Source organism: Bradyrhizobium campsiandrae (assembly GCF_014529705.1).
GTDB classification, from domain to species: Bacteria; Pseudomonadota; Alphaproteobacteria; order Rhizobiales; family Xanthobacteraceae; genus Bradyrhizobium; species Bradyrhizobium campsiandrae.
Genome location: NZ_JAANIH010000009.1, coordinates 116,288 through 137,171, shown reverse-complemented (window position 1 = coordinate 137,171; position 20,884 = coordinate 116,288). Strand labels below are relative to the sequence as shown.

The 20,884-nt window shown below is 64.1% G+C and carries 19 protein-coding genes; 9 read left to right on the top strand and 10 right to left on the bottom strand.

The window, feature by feature from the left end; all coding sequences use genetic code 11:
- Window positions 1-70: 70 nt before the first annotated feature.
- The gene (locus G8O24_RS09095) at window positions 71-1,294 is read right to left on the bottom strand and encodes a phenylacetate--CoA ligase family protein (RefSeq protein ID WP_188098501.1); all 1,224 of its coding nucleotides are present in this window, start codon (window positions 1,292-1,294) and stop codon (window positions 71-73) included.
- Window positions 1,295-1,394: 100 nt separating this feature from the next.
- Here G8O24_RS09095 and G8O24_RS09090 point away from each other — a divergent pair, with 100 nt between their 5' ends.
- On the top strand, window positions 1,395-2,546 hold the full coding sequence (locus G8O24_RS09090; RefSeq protein ID WP_188098498.1) for an AGE family epimerase/isomerase: 1,152 nt from the start codon (window positions 1,395-1,397) through the stop codon (window positions 2,544-2,546).
- Between the two features lie 3 nt (window positions 2,547-2,549).
- Here the strand turns inward: G8O24_RS09090 and G8O24_RS09085 are convergent, their stop codons facing one another.
- The 6 genes from G8O24_RS09085 to G8O24_RS09060 form a co-directional block, all read right to left on the bottom strand.
- A complete protein-coding gene (locus tag G8O24_RS09085; protein ID WP_188098496.1) occupies window positions 2,550-3,389 on the bottom strand; it encodes an ABC transporter ATP-binding protein in 840 nt (279 codons plus the stop codon).
- A gap of 142 nt (window positions 3,390-3,531) precedes the next feature.
- Window positions 3,532-4,815: an ABC transporter substrate-binding protein gene (locus tag G8O24_RS09080; RefSeq protein ID WP_188098494.1), complete on the bottom strand. Its 1,284-nt coding sequence runs from the start codon at window positions 4,813-4,815 to the stop codon at window positions 3,532-3,534.
- A gap of 43 nt (window positions 4,816-4,858) precedes the next feature.
- Window positions 4,859-5,932 carry a branched-chain amino acid ABC transporter permease gene (locus tag G8O24_RS09075; RefSeq protein ID WP_188098493.1) on the bottom strand — a complete coding sequence of 358 codons (1,074 nt, stop codon included), beginning with the start codon at window positions 5,930-5,932 and terminating at the stop codon, window positions 4,859-4,861.
- A 3-nt stretch (window positions 5,933-5,935) separates the two neighbouring features.
- Window positions 5,936-6,829, bottom strand: coding sequence for a branched-chain amino acid ABC transporter permease (locus tag G8O24_RS09070; RefSeq protein WP_188098491.1), 894 nt, complete (start codon window positions 6,827-6,829; stop codon window positions 5,936-5,938).
- A gap of 178 nt (window positions 6,830-7,007) precedes the next feature.
- Window positions 7,008-8,939, bottom strand: coding sequence for a long-chain fatty acid--CoA ligase (locus G8O24_RS09065; RefSeq protein WP_188098489.1), 1,932 nt, complete (start codon window positions 8,937-8,939; stop codon window positions 7,008-7,010).
- Entirely contained in the window at window positions 8,936-9,757 is an 822-nt protein-coding gene (locus G8O24_RS09060) for an ABC transporter ATP-binding protein (RefSeq protein ID WP_188098487.1), read from the bottom strand. The genes G8O24_RS09065 and G8O24_RS09060 overlap by 4 nt, the downstream gene beginning before the upstream one ends.
- Before the next feature lie 336 nt (window positions 9,758-10,093).
- On the opposite strand from G8O24_RS09060, the gene G8O24_RS09055 reads away from it, so the two are divergent.
- Window positions 10,094-10,768 (top strand): Crp/Fnr family transcriptional regulator, encoded by a 675-nt coding sequence (locus tag G8O24_RS09055; RefSeq protein ID WP_188098485.1) that lies wholly within the window; start codon window positions 10,094-10,096, stop codon window positions 10,766-10,768.
- On the opposite strand, the gene G8O24_RS09050 is transcribed toward G8O24_RS09055, so the two are convergent.
- Entirely contained in the window at window positions 10,765-12,021 is a 1,257-nt protein-coding gene (locus tag G8O24_RS09050; protein WP_188098483.1) for an MFS transporter, read from the bottom strand. The genes G8O24_RS09055 and G8O24_RS09050 overlap by 4 nt on opposite strands.
- A 123-nt stretch (window positions 12,022-12,144) precedes the next feature.
- Window positions 12,145-12,987: a uroporphyrinogen-III synthase gene (locus G8O24_RS09045; RefSeq protein ID WP_188098481.1), complete on the bottom strand. Its 843-nt coding sequence runs from the start codon at window positions 12,985-12,987 to the stop codon at window positions 12,145-12,147.
- 162 nt (window positions 12,988-13,149) lie between these two features.
- Between G8O24_RS09045 and purU the strand changes: the two genes are divergently transcribed.
- Complete coding sequence (gene purU, locus G8O24_RS09040; RefSeq protein ID WP_188098479.1) at window positions 13,150-14,013, top strand: formyltetrahydrofolate deformylase; 864 nt, start codon at window positions 13,150-13,152, stop codon at window positions 14,011-14,013.
- On the opposite strand, the gene G8O24_RS09035 is transcribed toward purU, so the two are convergent.
- Window positions 14,010-14,294 (bottom strand): hypothetical protein, encoded by a 285-nt coding sequence (locus tag G8O24_RS09035; protein WP_188098477.1) that lies wholly within the window; start codon window positions 14,292-14,294, stop codon window positions 14,010-14,012. The genes purU and G8O24_RS09035 overlap by 4 nt on opposite strands.
- A 524-nt stretch (window positions 14,295-14,818) precedes the next feature.
- Here G8O24_RS09035 and G8O24_RS09030 point away from each other — a divergent pair.
- The 6 genes from G8O24_RS09030 (at window position 14,819) to G8O24_RS09005 (ending at window position 20,802) form a co-directional block, all read left to right on the top strand.
- Window positions 14,819-15,997 (top strand): ABC transporter substrate-binding protein, encoded by a 1,179-nt coding sequence (locus G8O24_RS09030; protein ID WP_188098475.1) that lies wholly within the window; start codon window positions 14,819-14,821, stop codon window positions 15,995-15,997.
- Between the two features lie 245 nt (window positions 15,998-16,242).
- Window positions 16,243-17,112, top strand: coding sequence for a branched-chain amino acid ABC transporter permease (locus tag G8O24_RS09025; RefSeq protein WP_014493879.1), 870 nt, complete (start codon window positions 16,243-16,245; stop codon window positions 17,110-17,112).
- An 8-nt stretch (window positions 17,113-17,120) separates the two neighbouring features.
- A complete protein-coding gene (locus G8O24_RS09020) occupies window positions 17,121-18,149 on the top strand; it encodes a branched-chain amino acid ABC transporter permease (protein WP_188098473.1) in 1,029 nt (342 codons plus the stop codon).
- The gene (locus G8O24_RS09015) at window positions 18,146-18,901 is read left to right on the top strand and encodes an ABC transporter ATP-binding protein (RefSeq protein ID WP_188098472.1); all 756 of its coding nucleotides are present in this window, start codon (window positions 18,146-18,148) and stop codon (window positions 18,899-18,901) included. The genes G8O24_RS09020 and G8O24_RS09015 overlap by 4 nt, the downstream gene beginning before the upstream one ends.
- Window positions 18,894-19,610 carry an ABC transporter ATP-binding protein gene (locus tag G8O24_RS09010; protein ID WP_188098470.1) on the top strand — a complete coding sequence of 239 codons (717 nt, stop codon included), beginning with the start codon at window positions 18,894-18,896 and terminating at the stop codon, window positions 19,608-19,610. The genes G8O24_RS09015 and G8O24_RS09010 overlap by 8 nt, the downstream gene beginning before the upstream one ends.
- 73 nt (window positions 19,611-19,683) lie before the next feature.
- Complete coding sequence (locus G8O24_RS09005; protein WP_188098468.1) at window positions 19,684-20,802, top strand: cobalamin-independent methionine synthase II family protein; 1,119 nt, start codon at window positions 19,684-19,686, stop codon at window positions 20,800-20,802.
- Window positions 20,803-20,884: the final 82 nt, after the last annotated feature.

Sequence of the window (20,884 nt, the reverse complement as noted above, 5' to 3'; positions counted from 1 at the left end):
TGCGGCTCCTGTTCACCGTCTCCATCGAGGCTTGTCAAGGCTGTCGCACACGCGCCGGCGGTTTGCGGGTTTACCGCTCGTCCGCGATCACCTTGCCGTCGTTGGGCAATTTGCCCGGACTGACGAGCTCGACAGTGCCGCCAAGCTTCGTCACCGCGCGCAAGGTGCTCGCGATCTCCTCGCCTAGCGCATCGTCTGACACGCCGGTCTCGGCTTTCAGCGTCATCGCATCGGTCTCACCCTGGCGCGTGACGACGAGGCGCAGCCTTCCGAGCGCGGGATGGCGCTTGCCGATCTCGGCGATCTGCTCGGGACGAACGAACATGCCCTTGACCTTGGTGGTCTGGTCGGCGCGGCCCATCCAGCCCTTGATGCGCATGTTGGTGCGCCCGCATGCGCTCGTGCCGGGCAGTGCTGCCGTGAGGTCGCCGAGCGCCAGCCGGATCCAGGGATGATGCGGGTCGAGCGAGGTCACTACGATCTCGCCGACGTCGCCCGGGGCGACCGGATCGCCCGTGCCCGGCCTGACGATCTCCAGGATCAGATCCTCATTGACGACCATGCCCTCGCGCGCCTCGGTCTCGAAGGCGATGAGGCCGAGATCGGCGGTGCCGAAGGCCTGGTAGGCGTCGATGCCGCGCGCCTTGATCTCAGCCTGGAGCGAGGGAGGGAAGGCGGCGCCGGACACCAGCGCGCGCTTGATCGAGGAGACGTCGCGGCCCGCGGTCGCGGCGGCATCGAGCAGGATCTTCAGGAAATCAGGTGTGCCGCTGTAGCCGACCGGCCTGTAGGCCTCGATCAGCTCGAACTGCTGCTCGGTATTGCCGGGGCCGGCGGGGATCACGGCACAGCCCAGCGCGCGTGCCGAGGCGTCGAAAATGAAGCCACCGGGGGTGAGGTGGTAGCTGAAGGTATTGAGCACGACGTCACTAGGCCGGAATCCCGCGGCGAACAGCGCCCGCGCGCCGCGCCAGGGGTCGGCCTGCCGTCCCTCTGGCTCGAAAATCGGGCCCGGGGACGTGAACAGGCGGGCGAACGACCCCGGGGCCGCCGCCACGAAGCCGCCGAAGGGCTGGGAGGCCTTGTGCAGAGCGGGTAGTTCCGACTTGCGCAGCACGGGAAGGCCCGCCAGCGCCGCCCTGGATGTCACCGAGGCGGGATCGATGCCCTTCAGCCGCTCGGCATAGGCCGGGGCGGCGACGGCGCTGCTCAGCACGTCCGGCAGGCGGGCGAACAGCTCGGCCTCGCGCGCCGCAGGCTCCCGCGTCTCGAGGGCGTCGTAATGGGCGGTCATGGCATTGCTTTCATGGCAGGTCTTTCCGGGTTTGCATCCGTTGCACGCCGCCGTTCGCATCGGTATCAGACGGCCATTGGCGGGGCGTGGAGAGGGCGCGATGGCAGACGAAAGCATCATTCCAGCGGACGAGACGGCAGACATCGTCGCGCGCCTGAAGCGCCGCATGGTCGAGGAGGCGCTGCCGCTGTGGTCGACCGTCGGCTGGGATCACGAAGCGGGCGGTTTCATCGACCGGCTGCACCGTGACGGTACGGCGGATTCGGCTGCGCCGCGGCGCGTGTTCGTGCAGGCCCGCCAGATCTGGTGCTACGCCAAGGCGGCGCAGATGGGCTGGTATCCGCAAGGTCGTGCCATCGCGCTGAAGGGGCTCGAGCATCTGCTGGGACGCGCCAAGGCGCCCGACGGCAAGCCGGGCTACGTGCACCGACTGACGCCTGATGGCGCAGTGCTCGATGCGCGGCGCGACGCCTACGACCACGCCTTCATCCTGTTCGCGCTCGCAGCCGTCTATGCGCTCGACCAGGACGCGCAAATCCGTGCCGAGATCGACGCGCTGCTTGCCTTCCTCGACGGCCATCTGCGCTCGCCGCATGGCGGCGTCCACGAGGGACTGCCGGTCACGCTGCCGCGCCGGCAGAATCCGCAGATGCATTTGTTCGAGGCGATGATCGCGTGTTTCGACGCGACCCACGATCTGTCGTTCCAGAACCGCGCCGGCGAGTTCTTCGCGCTGTTTCTCGCCAATCTCTACGACAAGCAGAAGCGGATCCTGACCGAGTACTTTGAAGAGGACTGGTCGAAGATCGAGCCGGTCAGCGTCGAGCCGGGCCATCAGGCCGAATGGGTGTGGCTGCTGAAGGGGTTTGAACGCATCACGGGCTGTCCGACCGGGCAGCGCCGCGCCGAGTTGCTGGCGACCGCGCTGCGTTATCGCGACGAGGCGACCGGCTGTCTCGTCGACGAAGGCGATGCGAGCGGGAATATCCGTCGCAGCACGCGACGGCTGTGGCCGCAAACCGAGATGGCGAAGGCGTGGATCGCGCAGGCCGAGTCCGGCGAGGCGGGGGCCGCGGAGGAGGCGCGCACGGCGCTGCTGCGACTCGAACGGCATTATCTCAGCCATCCCGTGCGGGGCGGCTGGTACGACCAGTTCGACAGCGACGGCAAATCGCTGATCGACACCATTCCTGCGTCGTCGTTCTATCATGTTCTCTGCGCGGTCACGGAAGCGGAGCAGGTGCTGAGTTGAGTGTCACAGCCACCTCTTGCGCCGCTTGAAACTCTTGAGGTTCTTGAAGCTCTTGCGCTGGTCGCCGGCACCGCCGAGGTAGAACTCCTTGACGTCCTCGTTATCGCGCAGCTCGTCCGCGGTGCCGTCGAGCACGACCTTGCCCTGCTCCATGATGTAGCCGTGGCTTGCCACCGACAGCGCCGCGCGCGCGTTCTGCTCGACCAGCAGGATGGTGACGCCGAGGTCGCGGTTGATCTTCTGGATGATGGAGAACACTTCCTTCACCAGCAGCGGCGACAGGCCCATCGACGGCTCGTCCATCAGGATCATCTTCGGGCGCGCCATCAGCGCGCGGCCGATCGCGAGCATCTGCTGCTCGCCGCCGGAGAGATAGCCGGCCAATCCGGTACGCTCCTTCAAGCGAGGGAAATAGTTGAAGACCATGTCGAGATCGGCATCGACCTCGCGGTCCCTGCGGGTGAAGGCGCCGAGCCTGAGGTTCTCGAGCGATGTCATGTCGGCGACGATGCGCCGGCCCTCCATCACCTGGAAGATGCCGCGACGAACGATCTTGTCGGGATCGATGCCGGCGATCGGCTCGCCCTCGAACAGGATCTCGCCGCGCGTGACCTCGCCATCCTCGGTCTTGAGCAGCCCTGAGATCGCCTTCAGCGTCGTCGACTTGCCGGCACCGTTGGCGCCGAGTAGCGCCACGATCGCGCCCCTCGGTACGTCGAGGCTGAGGCCGCGCAGCACCAGGATGACGTCGTCATAGACGACCTCGATGTTGCGCACGGCGAGCAGGGGAGGCGCGGGGACGATGCTCGGGGAGGGACGAGATGTTTCGAGGGTGTCAGTCATGCCTTATAACTCCGCTGTCGTCGCCCGGCTTGACCGGGCGACCCAGTATTCCAGAGACGCCAAAGGTTCATCGAGAAGCCGCGGCATACTGGATCCCCCGCCTTCGCGGGGGATGACAGTTGTGGTGGGGTAACTGCGGGGCTCACCAGCCCAGCAATTCCGGCTTGCGCGGCAGCTCGACGGTCTTGACCTTTTCGAGCTTGATCGTGCCCTTGGCGATCAGGTCGTTGAGCTCGCCATCGGTCGCGCCCGAGATCTTGGTGCGATAGAGGTCGACCTTCAGCGTGCCGCGATGGTCCTTGTCGGTCCAGGTCGAGGGATTGCAGACGCCTTCCATGCCTGAAGGGACCCAATCCTTCTTCTGGTAGAAGCCCTTCACGACGTTGTCGCCGGTGGCGCCGCCGTTCTTGACGGCCCAGTCGAGCGCTTCCTTCATGTAGAGCGCCGAGCAGACGGCGGCGACGTAGTGCACCGGTCGATAGACCTTGCCTGACGGGTCGGACATCTTCGAGATCTCCATCACCGTCTTCATGCCAGGCGCATCGCCGCCCCAGCTCACCGCGGTGCGCAGCGGGAAGATCACGCCGTTGGCGGCATCGCCGGCGGTCTTCGCGGCGTTCTCATCCATGCCCCAGACATTGCCGAGGAATTGGATGTCGACGCCGGCGGTCTTGCAGGCTTTCATCACTGAGATGTTGGAAGCTGCGGTGTTGCCGAGATAGGCGTAGTTGGCACCCGAGGATTTCAAGCTCAGGCACTGGGCGCTGTAGTCGCCCGGCGCCAGCGCGAACACCAGCGGCGGCAGCACCTCGAAGCCGAGTTCCTGCGCCATGGCTTCACCGGCGGCCTTGGGGGCGTTGGGATAGGGATGGTTGGCGCCCATGTGGACGAATTTCGGCTTGCCGGGCTTGCCCTTGGCTTTCCAATCCTCGGCGGCCCACATCAGCATCGCGCGGAGCGCGTCCGAATAGCTCGGACCATAGAAGAAATTATAGGGCGCCGGCTTAGCCTTGCCGCTGACGCCTTCGGGATCGGTCAGCGCGGCGGCGTAGGAGCCGGAAAGGTCCGGGATCTTGTCCTGGGCGAGGAAACCGGTCAGCGCCTCGGTATCGGCGGTGCCCCAGCCCATGATCGCAGCGACCTTGCTGTCGGGGGCCGACCACTTCTTGTAGAGCGCGATCGCCTTCGGCACCTGATAGCCGTAGTCGTTGGTGTCGACGTTGAGCTGCTTGCCGCCGACGCCGCCGTTCTTGTTGACCCAAGCGAACGTGTCGGCGACGGCCTGGCCGTAGGGCGTGCCGACGTCGGAGGTGCCGCCCGAATAATCGGCGAGATGGCCGATCGCGATCTGCGCCTGCGCGCCCGCCGAGAATGCGGCGATGGCGATCGCAAGCGATGCGGTGCTCAAAAGGGACTTCATCTTCATGGGTCGGTTCCTCCGGTTTATTGTTTAAGTGAAGATTCCGCGCTCAATGCGAGAACGGGTAGAGTTTCCAGTACGCCTTGATCTGTCGCCAGCGATGCGCGAGGCCATCAGGCTCGAACATCAGGAATGCGATGATGATCAGCCCGATGGTGATCTCGCGCAGGAAGGTGATGTTGTTGTTGAGCGCCAGCGCCTTGTCGATCGCGCCGCCCTTCAGGTAGAGGCTGAGGAATTCGATCGATTCCGGTAGCAGCACCACGAAGGCGGTGCCCATCAGCGTGCCCATGATCGAGCCGGTGCCGCCGATGATGATCATGGCGAGAAACAGGATCGAGCGTTCGATGCCGAACCCTTCCTGCGATACGACCTGCTGGTAATGCGCGTAGAGTGCGCCGGCGATGCCGGCGAAGAAAGCGGCAAGCCCGAACGACAGCGTGCGGTATTTGGTGAGGTTGATGCCCATGATCTCCGCGGAGAGATAATGGTCGCGGATCGCCACCAGCGCGCGGCCGTCGCGTGTGCGCATCAGATTGGTGACGAGGATGTAGCTCGCCAGCACATAGGCCAGCACGACGTAGAAATATTGCCTGTCTCCGCGCAGCGTGTAGCCGAAGATCGAGAACGGGTTTGCGCTCGCTGGCACGGAGCCGCCGGAGAACCATTCGGCACGGGAGAAGAAATCGAGCAGGATATATTGCGCGGCCAGCGTTGCGATGACGAGATAGAGCCCCTTCAGCCGCGCCGCCGGGATGCCGAAGACCAGCCCGACCAGCGCGGTGACGATGCCGGCCAGCGGGATCGCGAAGAACACCGGAATCGGCAGATTGTTCGAGATATAGGCCGAGGAGAAGGCGCCGAGCAGGAAGAAGGCGGCGTGCCCGATCGATATCTGGCCCGTGAAGCCGACCAGGATGTTGAGGCCGAGCGCGGCGATGGAGAAGATGCCGATCTGGATGAGAATGCTGAGCCAGTAGCCGCTGATGATTTGCGGCACGAGGCAGAGCAGCAGCACGCCTGCTATCGCGAAGTTGCGGCTGGTCGTGGTCGGGAAGATCGTGGTGTCGGCCGCATAGGAGGTGCGGAAATCACCAGCAGGGATGAGGGCAGGGCCAGCCATGGATCAGATCCGCTCGATGTCGTGGGTGCCGAACAGGCCGTAGGGCTTGATCATCAGCACGATGATGAGGACGTAGAACGGTGCGATCTCGTAGAGATTGCCCCAGTGCAGGTATTCGCTGTCGACATATTGCGCGACGTTTTCGAGCAGGCCGATGATGACGCCGCCGAGCACCGCGCCGCCGACGGAATCGAGCCCGCCGAGAATCGCCGCCGGAAAGACCTTGATGCCATAGGCGGCAAGGCCGGAGGATACGCCGTTGACGACGGCGACGACGACGCCCGCGACCGCCGAGACGGTCGCCGAGATCGCCCAGGCCATCGCGAACACGCTCTTGACGGAGATGCCGAGCGACTGCGCGACCTGCTGGTTGAACGCGGTGGCGCGCATCGCCAGTCCGTACTTCGAGGCGCGGAAGAACCAGGCCATGCCGATCATCATCGCGACCGAGACGACCAGGCTCATGACATAGACGGTCTGGATCTGAAGCCCGAGCAGGCTGACCGACTGGCTCTCGAATACGCGCGGGAACGGCTGCGGGTTGACGCCGAACATCCATTTCAGCGTCGCCTGCAGCACGGTAGAAAGGCCGATCGTCACCATGATGACCGAGATGATCGGCTCGCCGATCATCGGCCGCAGGATCAGCACCTGGATCGCGATACCGAACACGAACATGAAGACCAGCGTCATGGGCATGCCGATCCAGAACGGCACCTGGTATTTGGCGAGCAGCGCCCAGCACACCCAGGCGCCGACCAGCAGCAATTCACCTTGGGCAAAGTTGACGACCTGCGTCGCCTTGTAGATCAGCACGAACGACATCGCCACCACGCCATAGAGCGTTCCGACCACGAGGCCGTTGACCAGGAGCTGGATGAGGAAGGCGGTGTTCATGTATTGTCTCCTGATGCACCCACATCGTCATTGCGAGCGCAGCGAAGCAATCCAGCATTTCTCCGCGGAGACGGTCTGGATTGCTTCGCTGCGCTCGCAATGACGGAGTGCATATGAGATAGCGTTGCCGCAGGTGGGGAGAGGCGAATGGCAGCGGCAGTCTGGGCTGGAAGCAAGCTCACTCCGCAGCCTCCGCCATGTGCCCGTGTCCGCCCAGATCCACCACGCGCAGCGTCGTGCGCACGCGCTGCGTGGTGCCGTCCTGGAAGCGGATCACGGTGTCGACGGGGATGTCGGCATCGCCGCGATAGATGGCATCGATGATGCCTTCGTACTTCTCGTTGATGACACCGCGGCGCACTTTTCTCGTGCGGGTGAGTTCGCCGTCGTCGGCGTCGAGTTCCTTGTAGAGCAGCAGGAAGCGAGAGATGCGCTGCGCCGGCGGCAGCGTGGCGTTGACGGTCTCGACTTCCTTCTGGAGCAGCGCATAGACCTCGGGGCGCGAGGCGAGGTCGCTGTAGGTCGTGAAGGAAAGGCGGTTCTTCTCCGCCCATTTCGAGATGATGGAGTAGCGGATGCAGATCATCGCGGCGAGTGCGTCGCGGCCGGCGCCGAGCACGACGGCCTCGGCGATGTAGGGCGAGAATTTCAGCTTGTTCTCGATGAATTGCGGCGAGAAACGTTCGCCGCGCGAGGTCTCGGCGAGATCCTTGATGCGGTCGATGACCACGAGCTGCCGGTTTGCGTTGAAATAGCCGGCATCGCCGGACAGCATCCAGCCGTCCCTGATGTCGGCAACGCTCGCCTCCGGGTTCTTGTAATAGCCGAGAAACATGTTGGGATGCCGCACCACGATCTCACCGACGCCGTGGACGTCGGCATTGTCGATGCGGATCTCGATCGTGTCGGCCATCGGAACGCCTGTCGTGTCAGGGTCGACCTTGCCTTCAGGATGCAGCGTGTAGGCGCCCAGCAATTCGGTCTGGCCGTAGAGCGTACGTAGCGGCACGCCCATGGCCTGGAAGAACTTGAAGGTATCGGGGCCGAGCGCCGCGCCGCCTGTCGCAGCCGAGCGCAGCCGGGTGAAGCCGAGCCGGTCGCGCAGGGCGCGGAACAGGATCGCATCGGCAAAGCCCGATCGCTTGCCCTGTTGCAGCGCAGCGAGACCCGACTTCATGCCGATGTCGAACAGGCGCTGCTTGAAGGGCGTCGCGTCCATCACCTTGGCGCGGACGTCGGCGGCGATGGATTCCCAGACGCGCGGCGCAAACAGCACGAAGGTCGGCGCGATCTCGCGCAGATCGTTCATCATCGTGTCGGGCTCTTCGACGAAGTTGATCTTCATCCGGCAGAGCAGGCCTTTGCCGAGCACATAGACCTGTTCCATGATCCAGGGCAGCGGCAACACCGAGACGTACTCGTCGTCCGGTCCCTTCGGATCGAAGGCGAGATAGGTCGCGCAATGGCCGAGCACGCGGCCGGCGGCGAGCATCGCAAGCTTCGGGTGCGAGGTGGTGCCTGACGTCGTGCAGAGGATCGCGACGTCCTCGCCCTTGGTGGCATCGACAAGCCTATCGTAAAGCTCCGGCTCACGCGCGGCTCTCGCCCGGCCAAGCTCGGCGAACTTCTCCGCCGACATCAGGCGCGGGTCATCGTATTTCCGCATGCCACGCGGGTCGGAATAGATGACGTGCTTGAGCTTGGGCACGCGATCGGCCAGCGCCAAAAGCTTGTCGACCTGCTCCTCGTCCTCGGCGAACACGAGCTGCGCCTCGCCGTAATTGAGAAGGTAGGAAGCCTCTTCGTCCAGCACGTCGCGGTAGAGCCCGAGGCTCAATCCGCCGATCGCATGCGTTGCGATTTCGGCTGCAATCCAGTCCGGCCGGTTGTCGCCGATAATGCCGATGACATCGCCGCGGCCGAGGCCGAGCTCGATCAGGCCGAGGGCGAAGTCGCGCACGCGGGCCTGATAATCGGTCCAGGTGAACGGGCGCCAGAGACCGAGATCCTTTTCGCGGAGCGCGATCTCGTTGCCGTGCTCCTTGGCATTGAGCCGCAGCATCTTGGGATAGGTGTCGGCCTGGGCGACGCGCCCTGCGTAATCCATCATGCCGCGCTCTCCTGCGCCGGCGGAGCATCGTCGGGATCGACGAGAACCTCGTCCTCTTCGCCGAGATAGGCCCGCTTGACATGCGGGTCGGCGAGCACGGCGGCCGGATCGCCCTCGGCAATCTTGCGGCCGAAATCCAGCACCATGACGCGATGGGAGATGTCCATCACCACGCCCATGTCGTGCTCGATCATCACCACCGTCATGCCGAACTCCTCGTTGAGGTCGACGATGTAGCGGGCCATGTCCTCCTTCTCCTCGAAGTTCATGCCGGCCATCGGCTCGTCGAGGAGAATGAGGCGCGGCTCCAGCGCCATGGCGCGGGCGAGCTCGACGCGCTTGCGCAGGCCGTAGGAGAGGGTGCCGGCGGTGGCCTTGCGCACTGACTGCAGGTCGAGGAAGTCGATGATCTCCTCCACCTTGCGGCGGTGCGCGAGCTCTTCCTTGCGCGCGCCGGTGAGCCAGTAGAGCGAGCCGGTGAGGAAGTTGTTCTTCAGGAGGTGATGGCGGCCGACCATGATGTTGTCGAGCACGCTCATATGGTGGAACAGGGCGAGATTCTGGAAGGTCCGGCCGATGCCGAGCTTGGGGCGGGCATTCGGCGTCAGCCCCGTGATGTCGCGGCCCTGATAGAACAGCTGGCCTTCGGTCGGCTCGTAGCGACCGGAAATACAGTTCACGATCGAGGTCTTGCCGGCGCCATTGGGGCCGATGATCGAGAACAGCTCGCCCTCGTCGATGGCAAAGCTGACGTCGGTCAGCGCGCGAACGCCGCCGAATCGCAAGGACACGCCGCGCACTTCAAGACTGGTAGCCACCAAACAAATCCCTCCCGGTGATGGCGCATTCAGTGGCGCTCTTCGTCCGTTCCTCACGGGTGATCCTAGTACGGTCGTGCCGGTGAGGCCATGCAGCACATGGTCCCGACCGGAGCCGAGCCGCTCTCGTCCTTTTGGGGGATCAAAAGCCGCATCGCCCGAGGTGGTTCTCAATAGGGGAAAGCGCTATTTTGAAATGTCTCCGGCCTGACAATTCTGCGACAAAGTTTTAGGGCGGCAGCGGCCTCGGTCTTTCGTCGGATCATGGCCGAGACGATCATGCTGCAATGCAGCAGAAGGATGGAGTGACGAAACGGTGCGGCTGGCCTCTCGATCATGATTTCAGAGGATCAACTGAGGCGCGTCGCCGCCTGGTCGCGCGAGCTCACGCCGGCGGAGATCGAGGTCGCCCGTGCCGGGATCACCGAACGGTCCTACGGCACCGGCGAGACCGTGTTCATGCGCGGCGACAGATTCGATTATTGGGCCGGCATGGTCAGCGGCCTCGCCCGCATGGGCGGGGTGTCGCGCGACGGCAAGGAGACCAGCCTTGCCGGGCTGACGGCAGGCGCCTGGTTCGGCGAGGGCAGCGTGCTCAAGAACGAGCTGCGCCGCTACGACGTGGTCGCGCTACGCGACAGCCGCGTCGCCCTGATGGAACGCAGCGCCTTCATGTGGCTGTTCGAGAACAGTGTCGGCTTCAACCGCTTCCTGGTGCGCCAGCTCAACGAGCGGCTCGGCCAGTTCATCGGCATGCTCGAGGTCAACCGCACGCTCGATGCGACCTCGCGCCTTGCCCGCAGCATCGCCTCGCTGTTCAACCCGATCCTCTATCCGGAATCGACCGCGCATCTGGAGATCACCCAGGAGGAGATCGGCGCGCTCTCCGGCATGTCCAGGCAGAACGCCAACCGAGCATTGAACCGGCTCGAGAAGGAGGGACTGCTGCGGCTGGAATATGGCGGCGTCACGATCCTTAATGTCGAGCGGCTGCGCGCATACGGCGATTAGCGCGCGTTGGCGGGCGCGTGCACCGGCCAGAGGTCGGCGCGCCAGCGGATGGCGATGGCCAGCATCGCGATGAAACCCGCGCCGGCGTAGAGCGAGCCCGTCGCGGAATAGCCGATGATCTCGATCAGGCTGCCGGCCGCGAGCAATCCGATCGGCAGTCCGTAGATCACCATCATGCGCACCCCCATCACGCGGCCGCGCAAGTGTGCGCTGGCTGTCTTCATGAGAATCACGGCTGCCGAGATCATCGACATGCTCTGGGCGGTGCCGGCGAGCATGAGGCAGGCCATCGCCACCGGGATCGTCCTGATTTCGACGAACACCAGCAGCAGCGTGTACCAGGCCAGCGTGGCGCCGATCAGGAGCCGGGCAATGCGCAAACCGCCGACCAGGCTGAGCGTGACGGAGCCGATCAGCGAGCCCAGGGCGAAACTCGCCGAGAGATAACCGAGGCCGGTCTGGTCGGTATGAAAGATATCACGCGCGATGTAGGGCAGCAGCCCATTCGTCAACGGAAACGCGGTGAGATTGGCCAGGAATGCGACGCAGAGCGCCGCCAGCATGGCCGGCCCGTTCCAGGAATAGACGATGCCTTCCTTGAGATCGCGCAGCAGCCGCGAGCCCGAATGACTCTCCACCAAAGGGTGCTCCGCAGACTTCGCCGGTCGGGTCAGGCACAGCATCAAAATGGCGGCCAGGACATAGAGACAGGCGATGACCATGTAGACCTTGCCGATGCCAAAAGTCGCGAACAGCCCGGCTCCCGTCAGCGCCCCGGCAATGCGCGCGCTGTCCTGGGTCGTGCGCGACAGGCTGATTGCTCCCACCAGCAGCTCTGATGGCATGATGTCGGCGAGCAGCGCGCTGCGAAGGCCGAGATCCGAGGAGCGGATCAGGCCCATGATCGTCACGATGATCATCACCTTGAGCGGCGCCAGATGACCTGATAGCGCCAGCACCATGATGGTCGAGGCGAGCACCGTGTAGGTGAGACGCAGCAGGACGAGAAGATCGCGGTGACCGATGCGATCACCGACCATCCCGAGCACCGGAGCAATCAGCGTTCCCAAATATTGCAGCGAGGCGAGAATGGTGAGCAGCAGCACCGAGCCGGTTTCGACCAGGATGTACCAGCCGAGCACCAGCGTCTCGATCTCGAATGCCCAGGAGGTGAGCAGGTCCGACGGCCATTGAAAGCGATAGTTGCGGATGCGGAATGGTGCGAGCGCCGAGCGCCGTGTGGCTGCGCTCACAACGCGAGGACGCGTGTCACGGCGATTCCCTGCCTGTTCTGTTTCTTCTTGCTGCCGGGCAAACTAGCGCGGGCGATGCTCGTGTCAATCGCATGCGCTGCGGGCCGCCCCTGCGCCGGGTTCTTAGCTCGCTGCAGCTCTCGACTTCCGTTCCGCAAGTGCGGCGGCCATGGCCGAGATCAGGGGACGCATGAAGAAGGCTTCATCGGCGGGCGACACGTCGGTACGCAAGCCATGCGCGGCAAGTTCGCCGGAGACAGCCGGTCCGACCGAGGCGATCAGTGTCTGCTCAAAACCCGCGCGCAGCTTCTCCTCGCTGCCATGCGCCTTGGCCGCCTCGATGAGCCGGCGGACCTGGCCGAGATTCGTCAGCGCAATCGAATCGATCCGCCCCTCCGCCATGTCGTCGATGGCGGCGACGATGCTGGCGTCCGCGGCCTTCGCGTCATAGGCATAAGGCAGCACGGTATCGACCTCGGCGCCTTGCGCTGATAGCGCGCCGGTCAGGCCGCTGTGATCCTTGTCCGGATAAAGTTGGAGGCCGAGGCGATGCCCCCCGAGGTCGAGCTTGCCTAGCATCTCGATCACGCCCTCGGTGGTCGGCTTCTCCGTGGTCTGCTGCGCCTCCAGAGCGATTTCGCGCAGTGCCTTGCCGGGCTTTGGTCCGCGCGTGAATTTTCGCGATTTGGCCAGCGCGGCGACCAGGGCCTGGTCGAGCCCCCGGGCGCGCGCGAGCTTCATGATCCGCCGCAGGCCTTCGCCGGTCATCAGCACGAGGTCGTCGAATGGCTTGTCGATGGCGCGGCGGATCCAGGCTTCGACCGGGGCAGGGTCCGGCGCGTCCTGGATGGTGAACATCGGGCATTGCACCACTTCGGCGCCTTGCTCGGCCAGGAGCTTCGAGAACTGCGCCTCCTCGCGGGTTTCCAGGATCAGGATGCGGGTGCCGTTCAAACGGTCGGCCATGGGCGTGCTCCGGTCAGTCGAAAATCGCAATTGTCCATTCATCCTGACTCCGTCGTCGGGATTGGCGCAAGGGTCGCCTCGGTGCTAGAGCAGGACGCAAATCGCGGCTTGTTCCGCGCACCGCTGCACAAACCTTCATCAAGAGCCATCTCTTCGAGAGCCATGCCCGACCATCAATACGTTCTGACCCTGTCCTGTCCCGATCGTCCCGGCATCGTCTCGGCGGTGTCGACCTTTCTGGCGAATTCCGGACAGAACATTCTCGACGCCCAGCAGTTCGACGACGTCGAGACCAAGAAATTCTTCATGCGCGTCGTATTCACCGCGGCCGATCTCGCCGTGGAGTTGAGTGCGCTTCAGACCGGCTTTGCCGCGATCGCCGAGCGCTTCGGCATGGAGTGGCAGATGCGCGACCGCGCCGCACATCGCAAGGTGATGCTGCTGGTGTCGAAATCCGACCACTGCCTGGTCGACATCCTCTATCGCTGGCGTACCGGCGAGTTGCCGATGACGCTGGCCGCGATCGTCTCCAACCATCCGCGCGAGGTCTATGCCGGGCTCGATTTCGGCGGCATCCCGTTCCACTATCTGCCTGTGACCAAGGAAACCAAGCGCGAACAGGAGGCGCAGATCCTCGATCTCGTCGCCGAAACCAGGACCGATCTCGTCGTGCTCGCCCGCTACATGCAGATCCTGTCGGATGATCTGTCGGGAAAGCTGTCCGGCCGCTGCATCAACATCCACCATTCGTTCCTGCCGGGCTTCAAGGGCGCCAAACCCTATCACCAGGCCCACGAGCGCGGCGTCAAGCTGATCGGCGCCACCGCTCACTATGTGACGCGTGATCTCGACGAGGGGCCGATCATCGACCAGGACGTCGAACGCATCAGCCATCGCGACACTCCGGAAGATCTGGTGCGCAAGGGCCGCGACATCGAGCGCCGCGTGCTGGCGCGCGCGATCCGCTATCACCTCGACGACCGCGTCATCCTCAACGGCCGCAAGACCGTGGTGTTTGTGGATTAGCGCACCGCCTCGCCTGAGGTCAGCCCGCTCGCGCGCTTCTGCGCCTGCTCTTCCTTCTCGCGATCCGCGGCGGGCATCAGCCGCTTGCGCTCGCGCTCCTTCATGTAGGCGTCGTATTGCGGGGTGCCCGGTCGGGGCGGCGCGTCCGCCGGCAGACCGCCAGCCCATTGCGGCACGTAGTCTCCCATGCCAGCCGAGAGCTTTTCGTTGACCGTGCCGCAGCCGGCCAGCCCCGCGGCGAGTGCGAGGAGGGTCAGGAGAGAACGGAAACGCATGGACATCTTGCGGGCGCCGGAGTCGGAGTGGTCGGACGCCGGATAACCAGCGGTCAGGAACGTTAGCCTTCAACAAGGTAAAATTGGCTTATTCGAGATTGGTATCAAAATACCAAAATTCCGCGCTCATCCTGGCCTTCAATGTCGGAATTCTGCAAATGAAAGACGAAATTCTCCATCCAAGCGTGCAGTCGCCTACCTAGAATGCCGGTGTCCGCTCGCGGCAATCTGGCTTGGCGGGCCGGGGCTTTTTCGTTGACAGGTCCATTTCATTTGTACAATCGTCCAAATGGACGCAGCCGAGTTCGCGGTGCGCGGGTTACCTGGGCGTAACCGCGGCGTCGCTGTCTGTCGTCAGCAATCGGAACGCTCGGCTTGCGCCGAATCGTCGCCGAACGTCCGATTGACAATGAGGGCGCGAACGACGCCATGTGACGTGCGACATCGCTCGTGCGTGGGTTAAAGTGAGGCAAGGACCGGGCACTCGGTCCAGCGCACAAGAGGTCAGGAATGAAGGGGAGGGACATCTGATGTTCGAACGCAAACAGTTTTCTCGCGCGGCCGCATTTGCCGCCATCACCGGCCTGGCGGCTGTTGTGCCAGCCAAGGCGGAAGACACCGTCAAGGTCGGCCTGATCCTGCCGATGACCGGCGGCCAGGCTTCGACCGGCAAGCAGATCGAGAACGCGATCAAGCTCTATATGCAGCAGAAGGGCGATACCGTCGCCGGCAAGAAGATCGAGATCATCGTCAAGGACGATGCGGCGATCCCCGACAAGACCAAGACCGCGGCGCAGGAGCTGATCGTCAACGACAAGGTCAATTTCATCGGTGGCTTCGGCGTGACGCCGGCAGCGCTCGCGGCCGCGCCGCTCGCGACGCAGGCCAAGATTCCTGAGGTCGTGATGGCGGCAGGCACCTCCATCATCACCGAGCGCTCGCCCTATATCGTGCGGACCAGCTTCACGCTGGCGCAGTCTTCGACCATCATCGGTGACTGGGCGGTGAAGAATGGCATCAAGAAGGTGGCGACGCTGACCTCGGACTACGCGCCGGGCAATGATGCGCTGAACTTCTTCAAGGAGCACTTCACCGCCGGCGGCGGCGAGGTGGTCGAAGAGGTCAAGACGCCGCTCGCCAACCCCGACTTCGCGCCGTTCCTGCAGCGCATGAAGGATGCAAAGCCCGACGCGATCTTCGTGTTCGTGCCGGCGGGCCAGGGCGGCAATTTCATGAAGCAATATGCCGAACGCGGCCTCGACAAAGCCGGCATCAAGGTGATCGGACCGGGCGACGTCACCGACGACGACCTCCTCAACAACATGGGCGATGCCGTGCTCGGCACCGTGACCGCTCATATCTACTCGGCGGCGCATCCCTCGCAGATGAACAAGGATTTTGTCGCCGCCTATCAGAAGGCATTCGGCACGCGCCCCGGCTTCATGGCGGTGAGCGGCTATGACGGCATCCACCTGATCTACGAAGCCCTGAAGAAGACCAATGGCGATACCGACGGCACCAAGCTGGTCGAGGCCATGAAGGGGCAGAAGTGGGAGAGCCCGCGCGGTCCGATCTCGATCGATCCGGAGACGCGTGACATCGTCCAGAACGTCTATATCCGCAAGGTCGAGAAGACCAACGGTGAGCTCTACAATGTCGAGTTCCAGACCTTCGAAGCCGTCAAGGATCTCGGCAAGACCAAGAAGTGACGCGCGGAAGCGCGTCATCCCGGGGCTCTCTTACCTCTCCCGCTTGCGGGAAAGCGTAGGCCGCCTCCGGCGGCCGGTGCTTCAAGAGACGCCGAGGCGAAGCCTCGGCTATTGCAGAGCGCCGGGTGAGGGCTCTCTCCTCGGGAGCCTGCGTTGTCGAGACACCCTCTCCCCAGCCCTCTCCCGCAAGCGGGAGAGGGAGCGCAGCACGGCCCTTGGACACACTTGAAGACCTCCGAGTCCAGATGACCTCAATCCTCACCAACCTGTTCGATGGCGTCGCCTACGGCATGCTGCTGTTCGTGCTCGCTTGCGGGCTCGCGGTCACGCTCGGCCTGATGAACTTCGTCAACCTCGCCCACGGCGCATTCGCGATGGCCGGCGGCTATGTCTGCATGGTGCTGGTCAACCGGATGGGCTGGCCATTCTTCGCCGCGCTGCCGCTCGCCTTCGTCTCGTCGGCGGCGATCGGCATCGTGCTCGAGCGCACGCTCTACCGCCATCTCTACACGCGCAGTCATCTCGACCAGGTGCTGTTCACGATCGGATTGACGTTCATGTCGGTCGCGGCCGTGGATTATATCCAGGGCTCCTCGCGCGTCTTCATCAACCTGCCGGCCGCGCTGCAGGGCCAGTTCGACGTGTTCGGCGTCGGCATCGGGCGCTACCGCCTGATGATCATTGTCATCTGTGGCCTGCTCACCATCGGCCTGCAGATGGTGCTGGCCAAGACGCGCTTCGGCAGTCGGCTGCGTGCCGCGGTCGATGATCCCCGCGCCGCGAGCGGCCTCGGCATCAACGTGCCGCAGGTGTTCGCGTTCACCTTTGCTTTTGGCTGTGGGCTTGCCGGCCTCGGCGGGGCGCTCAGCGCCGAGATTCTCGGCCTCGATCCGTACTTCCCGCTGAAGTTCATGATCTACTTCCTGATCGTGGTCACGGTTGGCGGCTCGTCCTCGATCACCGGCCCGTTCCTGGCCTCGCTCCTGCTCGGCATCGGCGACGTCGCCGGCAAATATTACGTACCGAAGATGGGGCCCTTCGTGATCTACACCATGATGATCGTGATCCTGATCTGGCGCCCCAACGGCCTGTTCGGCCGCACGGCCGCACGTTGAGTTTGCCGATGAGTGCTGCTTCCGACGTCGGTCATCACGCCCAGCGGCAGGCGCGCTGGCACTTTGGCGAGGCCGCCTTCTGGCTCGTTGTGCTCGCCTGCGGCTTCCTGTTTCCCTCGCGCTATCTGATCATGACCGACATCCTGCGGCTGGCGCTGTTTGCGATGTCGCTCGATCTCATCCTCGGCTATGCCGGAATCGTTTCGCTCGGCCACGCCGCCTTCTTCGGGGTCGGCGCCTATGCCGCGGGACTTCTTGCGCTCCATGGCATCATCAACGAGCCGGTGCTGGCGCTGATCGCGGCGGGCCTCGCCGCGATGGTGCTCGGCTTTGCCACCAGCTTCCTGGTGATCCGCGGCGTCGACCTGACCCGGCTGATGGTGACGCTCGGCATCGCGCTATTGCTGGAGGCGCTCGCCGAGCGCTTCTCCAACGTTACCGGGGGCACCGACGGCCTGCAGGGCATCGAGATGCAGCCGATCCTCGGCGCGATCCCGTTCGACATGTTCGGCAAGGCCGGCTTCTTCTATTCGCTGGCCGTGCTGTTTGTGCTGTTCCTCCTCGCGCGTCGCATCGTGCATTCGCCGTTCGGCCTGTCGCTGCGCGCGATCAAGAACAACCCGCTGCGGGCCGCAGCCATCGGAATTCCGGTCAATCGCCGTCTGATCGCGATCTACACGCTGGCTGCGTTCTATGCCGGCATCGCAGGCGCGCTGTTCACCCAGACCACCGCGATCGCCTCGCTCGACGTGTTCGCCTTCGATCGCTCGGCCGACCTCATGCTGGTGCTCGTCATCGGCGGCACAGGCTATCTCTATGGCGGGCTGATCGGCGCGGTGATCTTCCGCATGCTCCAGGAGGTGTTCTCCACCATCACCCCGCAATATTGGCAGTTCTGGATTGGCCTCGTGTTGGTCGTGATCGTGTTGGTTGGCCGCCAGCGCCTGCACTATGGCGTGCTGTTCCTGCCCAATCTGCTGATCAAGCAGATTGCGGGACGCAAGGCGGTTGTATCAGTGCCGGAGAGCGACACATGACCATTGCGCTCGAAACCCAGAACCTCGAAAAGACGTTTGGCGGACTGCGCGTGACCCGCGATCTGTCGCTGAAGATCGAGCAGGGCGCCCGTCATGCGTTGATCGGTCCGAATGGCGCCGGCAAGACCACTGTGATCAACCAGCTCACCGGCGTGCTGAAGCCCAACTCGGGCCGCATCCTGCTCGAAGGCCATGACATCACCGATCTGCCCGTGCACAAGCGCGTACTGCGCGGCCTGTCGCGCACCTTCCAGATCAACCAGCTCTATCCGGATCTCACCCCGCTCGAGACCATCGGTCTTGCCGTCTCCGAGCGTCTCGGCCATGGCGGCGACTGGTGGCGGCGGATGGGAACGCGGAGCGACGTCAACGGCGAAATCGCCGATCTCTTGTCGCGCTTCCATCTGCTCGACGCCATGAACGAGCAGACGGTCACACTGCCTTATGGCAAGCAGCGACTGCTCGAGATCGCGGTCGCGATCGCCGCCAAACCGCGCGTGCTGCTGCTCGACGAGCCCGCCGCCGGCGTGCCGGAGAGCGAGCGCCACGACATTCTCGCGGTTGTCGGCAGCTTGCCGCGCGACGTCACCGTGCTGCTGATCGAGCACGACATGGACCTCGTCTTCTCATTCGCCGACCGCATCTCGGTGCTGGTCTCCGGCGCGCTGCTCACGGAAGGCGCGCCCGAGCAAGTCGCGCGCGATCCGCAGGTGAAGGCGGTCTATCTCGGCGAGGAGGCGGTCAATGTCTGACCTGCTCGCAATCGACCAGCTTCGCGCCGGCTATGGCGAGGCGGTGGTGCTGCCGAACATGTCGCTGAACCTCGCCGAGGGGCAGGTGCTGGCGCTGCTGGGACGTAACGGCACCGGCAAGACCACGCTGATCAACTCCATCGTTGGCGTCACCCGTCGTTTCTCAGGCTCTGTCACGCTCGCCGGCACCGATGTCACGAGCTTGCGGCCCGACCAGCGGGCGCGGGCCGGCATCGGCTGGGTACCGCAGGAGCGCAACATCTTCCGCTCGCTGACGGTGGAAGAGAACATGACCGCGGTGGCGCAGCCCGGTCCCTGGACCGTCGAGAAGGTTTACCAGATGTTCCCGCGGCTGAAGGAGCGGCGGAGTAACTTCGGCAACCAGCTCTCCGGCGGCGAGCAGCAGATGCTGGCGATCGGCCGTGCGCTGACCCTCAACCCGAAGGTCCTGCTGCTGGACGAGCCGACCGAGGGGCTGGCCCCCATCATCGTCGAGGAGCTTCTCAAGGCGATCGGGACCATCACCCGGGCCGGCGGCATCTGCTCGATCATCGTCGAACAGAATGCCCAAAAGATTCTCGGGCTTGCCGACCGCGTTGTGATATTGGAGCGCGGAACGATCGTCCATGACGCCCCGAGCGCCGCGTTGAAAGCCGACCCGTCGGTCCTGGAGCGCCACCTCGGCGTTGCAGGGGCGGCGGCCCACTGATCTTCGCCTCTCCCCGCTTGCGGGGAGAGGGGGTACTACGAGCGTCGACTGAAATTTCGGGAGAAACAAAGAGATGCAGCGAACCAAAGCCCCTTTCCGCGCCGACGAGGTTGGCAGCCTCCTGCGCCCCGCCAAGATCAAGGAAGCCCGCGCCAAGCTCGAGGCGGGCGAGATCTCGGCTGACGATCTGCGCAAGATCGAGGACATGGAAATCGAGAAGGTCGTGCACAAGCAGGCCTCGGTCGGCCTGAAGCTGGCGACCGACGGCGAATTCCGCCGCTCCTGGTGGCATTTCGACTTCCTGGCCAAGCTCACCGGCTGCGAGCTGTTTCATCCCGACGCCGGCATCCAGTTTACGGGCGTGCAGACCCGTCACGACGCGGTGCGGGTGATCGATAAGCTCGACTTCCCCGACAATCACCCGATGCTCGAGCACTTCCGCTTCCTGAAGAAGGTCGCCGACCAGGCCCACGTCACGGCCAAGATGACGATCCCCTCGCCAGCGGTGCTGCATTTCCGCGGCGGCCGCAAGTCCATCTCCAAGGACGTCTATCCCGATCTCGACGCCTTCTATGAGGACCTCGGCAAGACCTACCGCAAGGCCGTGAAGGCGTTCTACGACGCCGGCTGCCGCTATCTGCAGTTCGACGACACGGTCTGGGCCTATCTCTGCTCGCCCGACGAATTGCAGAAGGCACGCGAGCGCGGCGACAATCCGGATGGTCTGCAGCAGATCTACGCGCGCATCATCAATTACGCGCTGGCCGAGAAGCCTGCCGACATGGTGGTGACCACGCATGTCTGCCGCGGCAATTTCCGCTCGACCTGGATTTCCTCGGGCGGCTACGAACCGGTCGCTGAGACCATGCTCGCCGGCACCAATTACGACGGCTATTTCCTCGAATACGACTCTGACCGCGCCGGCGGCTTCGAACCGCTGCGCTTCCTGCCCAAGGGCAACAAGGTCGTCGTGGTCGGCGTCATTACCTCGAAGTTCGGCGAGCTCGAGAAGAAGGACGACATCAAGCGTCGCCTGGAAGAAGCCTCCAAGTTCGCCCCGCTGGAGCAGCTCGCGCTGTCGCCCCAGTGCGGCTTTGCCTCGACCGAAGAGGGCAACATCCTCTCCGAGGAAGAGCAATGGGCCAAGCTGAGCCTTGCGGTCGAGATCGCGAAGGAAGTGTGGGGCAACTGAGATAGGGCGTCATTCCGGGGCGCGCTTAGCGCGAACCCGGAATCTCGAGATCCCGGGTCTGGTGCTTGCGCGCCTCCCGGGA

Bases quoted from the DNA above. Each gene is read 5' to 3' on its own strand.
- G8O24_RS09055 (WP_188098485.1), top strand. From the start codon at position 10,094: ATGATTTCAGAGGATCAACTGAGGCGCGTCGCCGCCTGGTCGCGCGAG.
- G8O24_RS09090 (WP_188098498.1), top strand. From the start codon at position 1,395: ATGGCAGACGAAAGCATCATTCCAGCGGACGAGACGGCAGACATCGTC.
- G8O24_RS09065 (WP_188098489.1), bottom strand. From the start codon at position 8,939: ATGATGGATTACGCAGGGCGCGTCGCCCAGGCCGACACCTATCCCAAG.
- G8O24_RS09025 (WP_014493879.1), top strand. From the start codon at position 16,243: ATGACCTCAATCCTCACCAACCTGTTCGATGGCGTCGCCTACGGCATG.
- G8O24_RS09030 (WP_188098475.1), top strand. From the start codon at position 14,819: ATGTTCGAACGCAAACAGTTTTCTCGCGCGGCCGCATTTGCCGCCATC.
- G8O24_RS09035 (WP_188098477.1), bottom strand. From the start codon at position 14,294: ATGTCCATGCGTTTCCGTTCTCTCCTGACCCTCCTCGCACTCGCCGCG.
- G8O24_RS09045 (WP_188098481.1), bottom strand. From the start codon at position 12,987: ATGGCCGACCGTTTGAACGGCACCCGCATCCTGATCCTGGAAACCCGC.
- G8O24_RS09010 (WP_188098470.1), top strand. From the start codon at position 18,894: ATGTCTGACCTGCTCGCAATCGACCAGCTTCGCGCCGGCTATGGCGAG.
- G8O24_RS09005 (WP_188098468.1), top strand. From the start codon at position 19,684: ATGCAGCGAACCAAAGCCCCTTTCCGCGCCGACGAGGTTGGCAGCCTC.
- purU (WP_188098479.1), top strand. From the start codon at position 13,150: ATGCCCGACCATCAATACGTTCTGACCCTGTCCTGTCCCGATCGTCCC.
- G8O24_RS09015 (WP_188098472.1), top strand. From the start codon at position 18,146: ATGACCATTGCGCTCGAAACCCAGAACCTCGAAAAGACGTTTGGCGGA.
- G8O24_RS09075 (WP_188098493.1), bottom strand. From the start codon at position 5,932: ATGGCTGGCCCTGCCCTCATCCCTGCTGGTGATTTCCGCACCTCCTAT.
- G8O24_RS09020 (WP_188098473.1), top strand. From the start codon at position 17,121: ATGAGTGCTGCTTCCGACGTCGGTCATCACGCCCAGCGGCAGGCGCGC.
- G8O24_RS09080 (WP_188098494.1), bottom strand. From the start codon at position 4,815: ATGAAGATGAAGTCCCTTTTGAGCACCGCATCGCTTGCGATCGCCATC.
- G8O24_RS09095 (WP_188098501.1), bottom strand. From the start codon at position 1,294: ATGACCGCCCATTACGACGCCCTCGAGACGCGGGAGCCTGCGGCGCGC.
- G8O24_RS09085 (WP_188098496.1), bottom strand. From the start codon at position 3,389: ATGACTGACACCCTCGAAACATCTCGTCCCTCCCCGAGCATCGTCCCC.
- G8O24_RS09070 (WP_188098491.1), bottom strand. From the start codon at position 6,829: ATGAACACCGCCTTCCTCATCCAGCTCCTGGTCAACGGCCTCGTGGTC.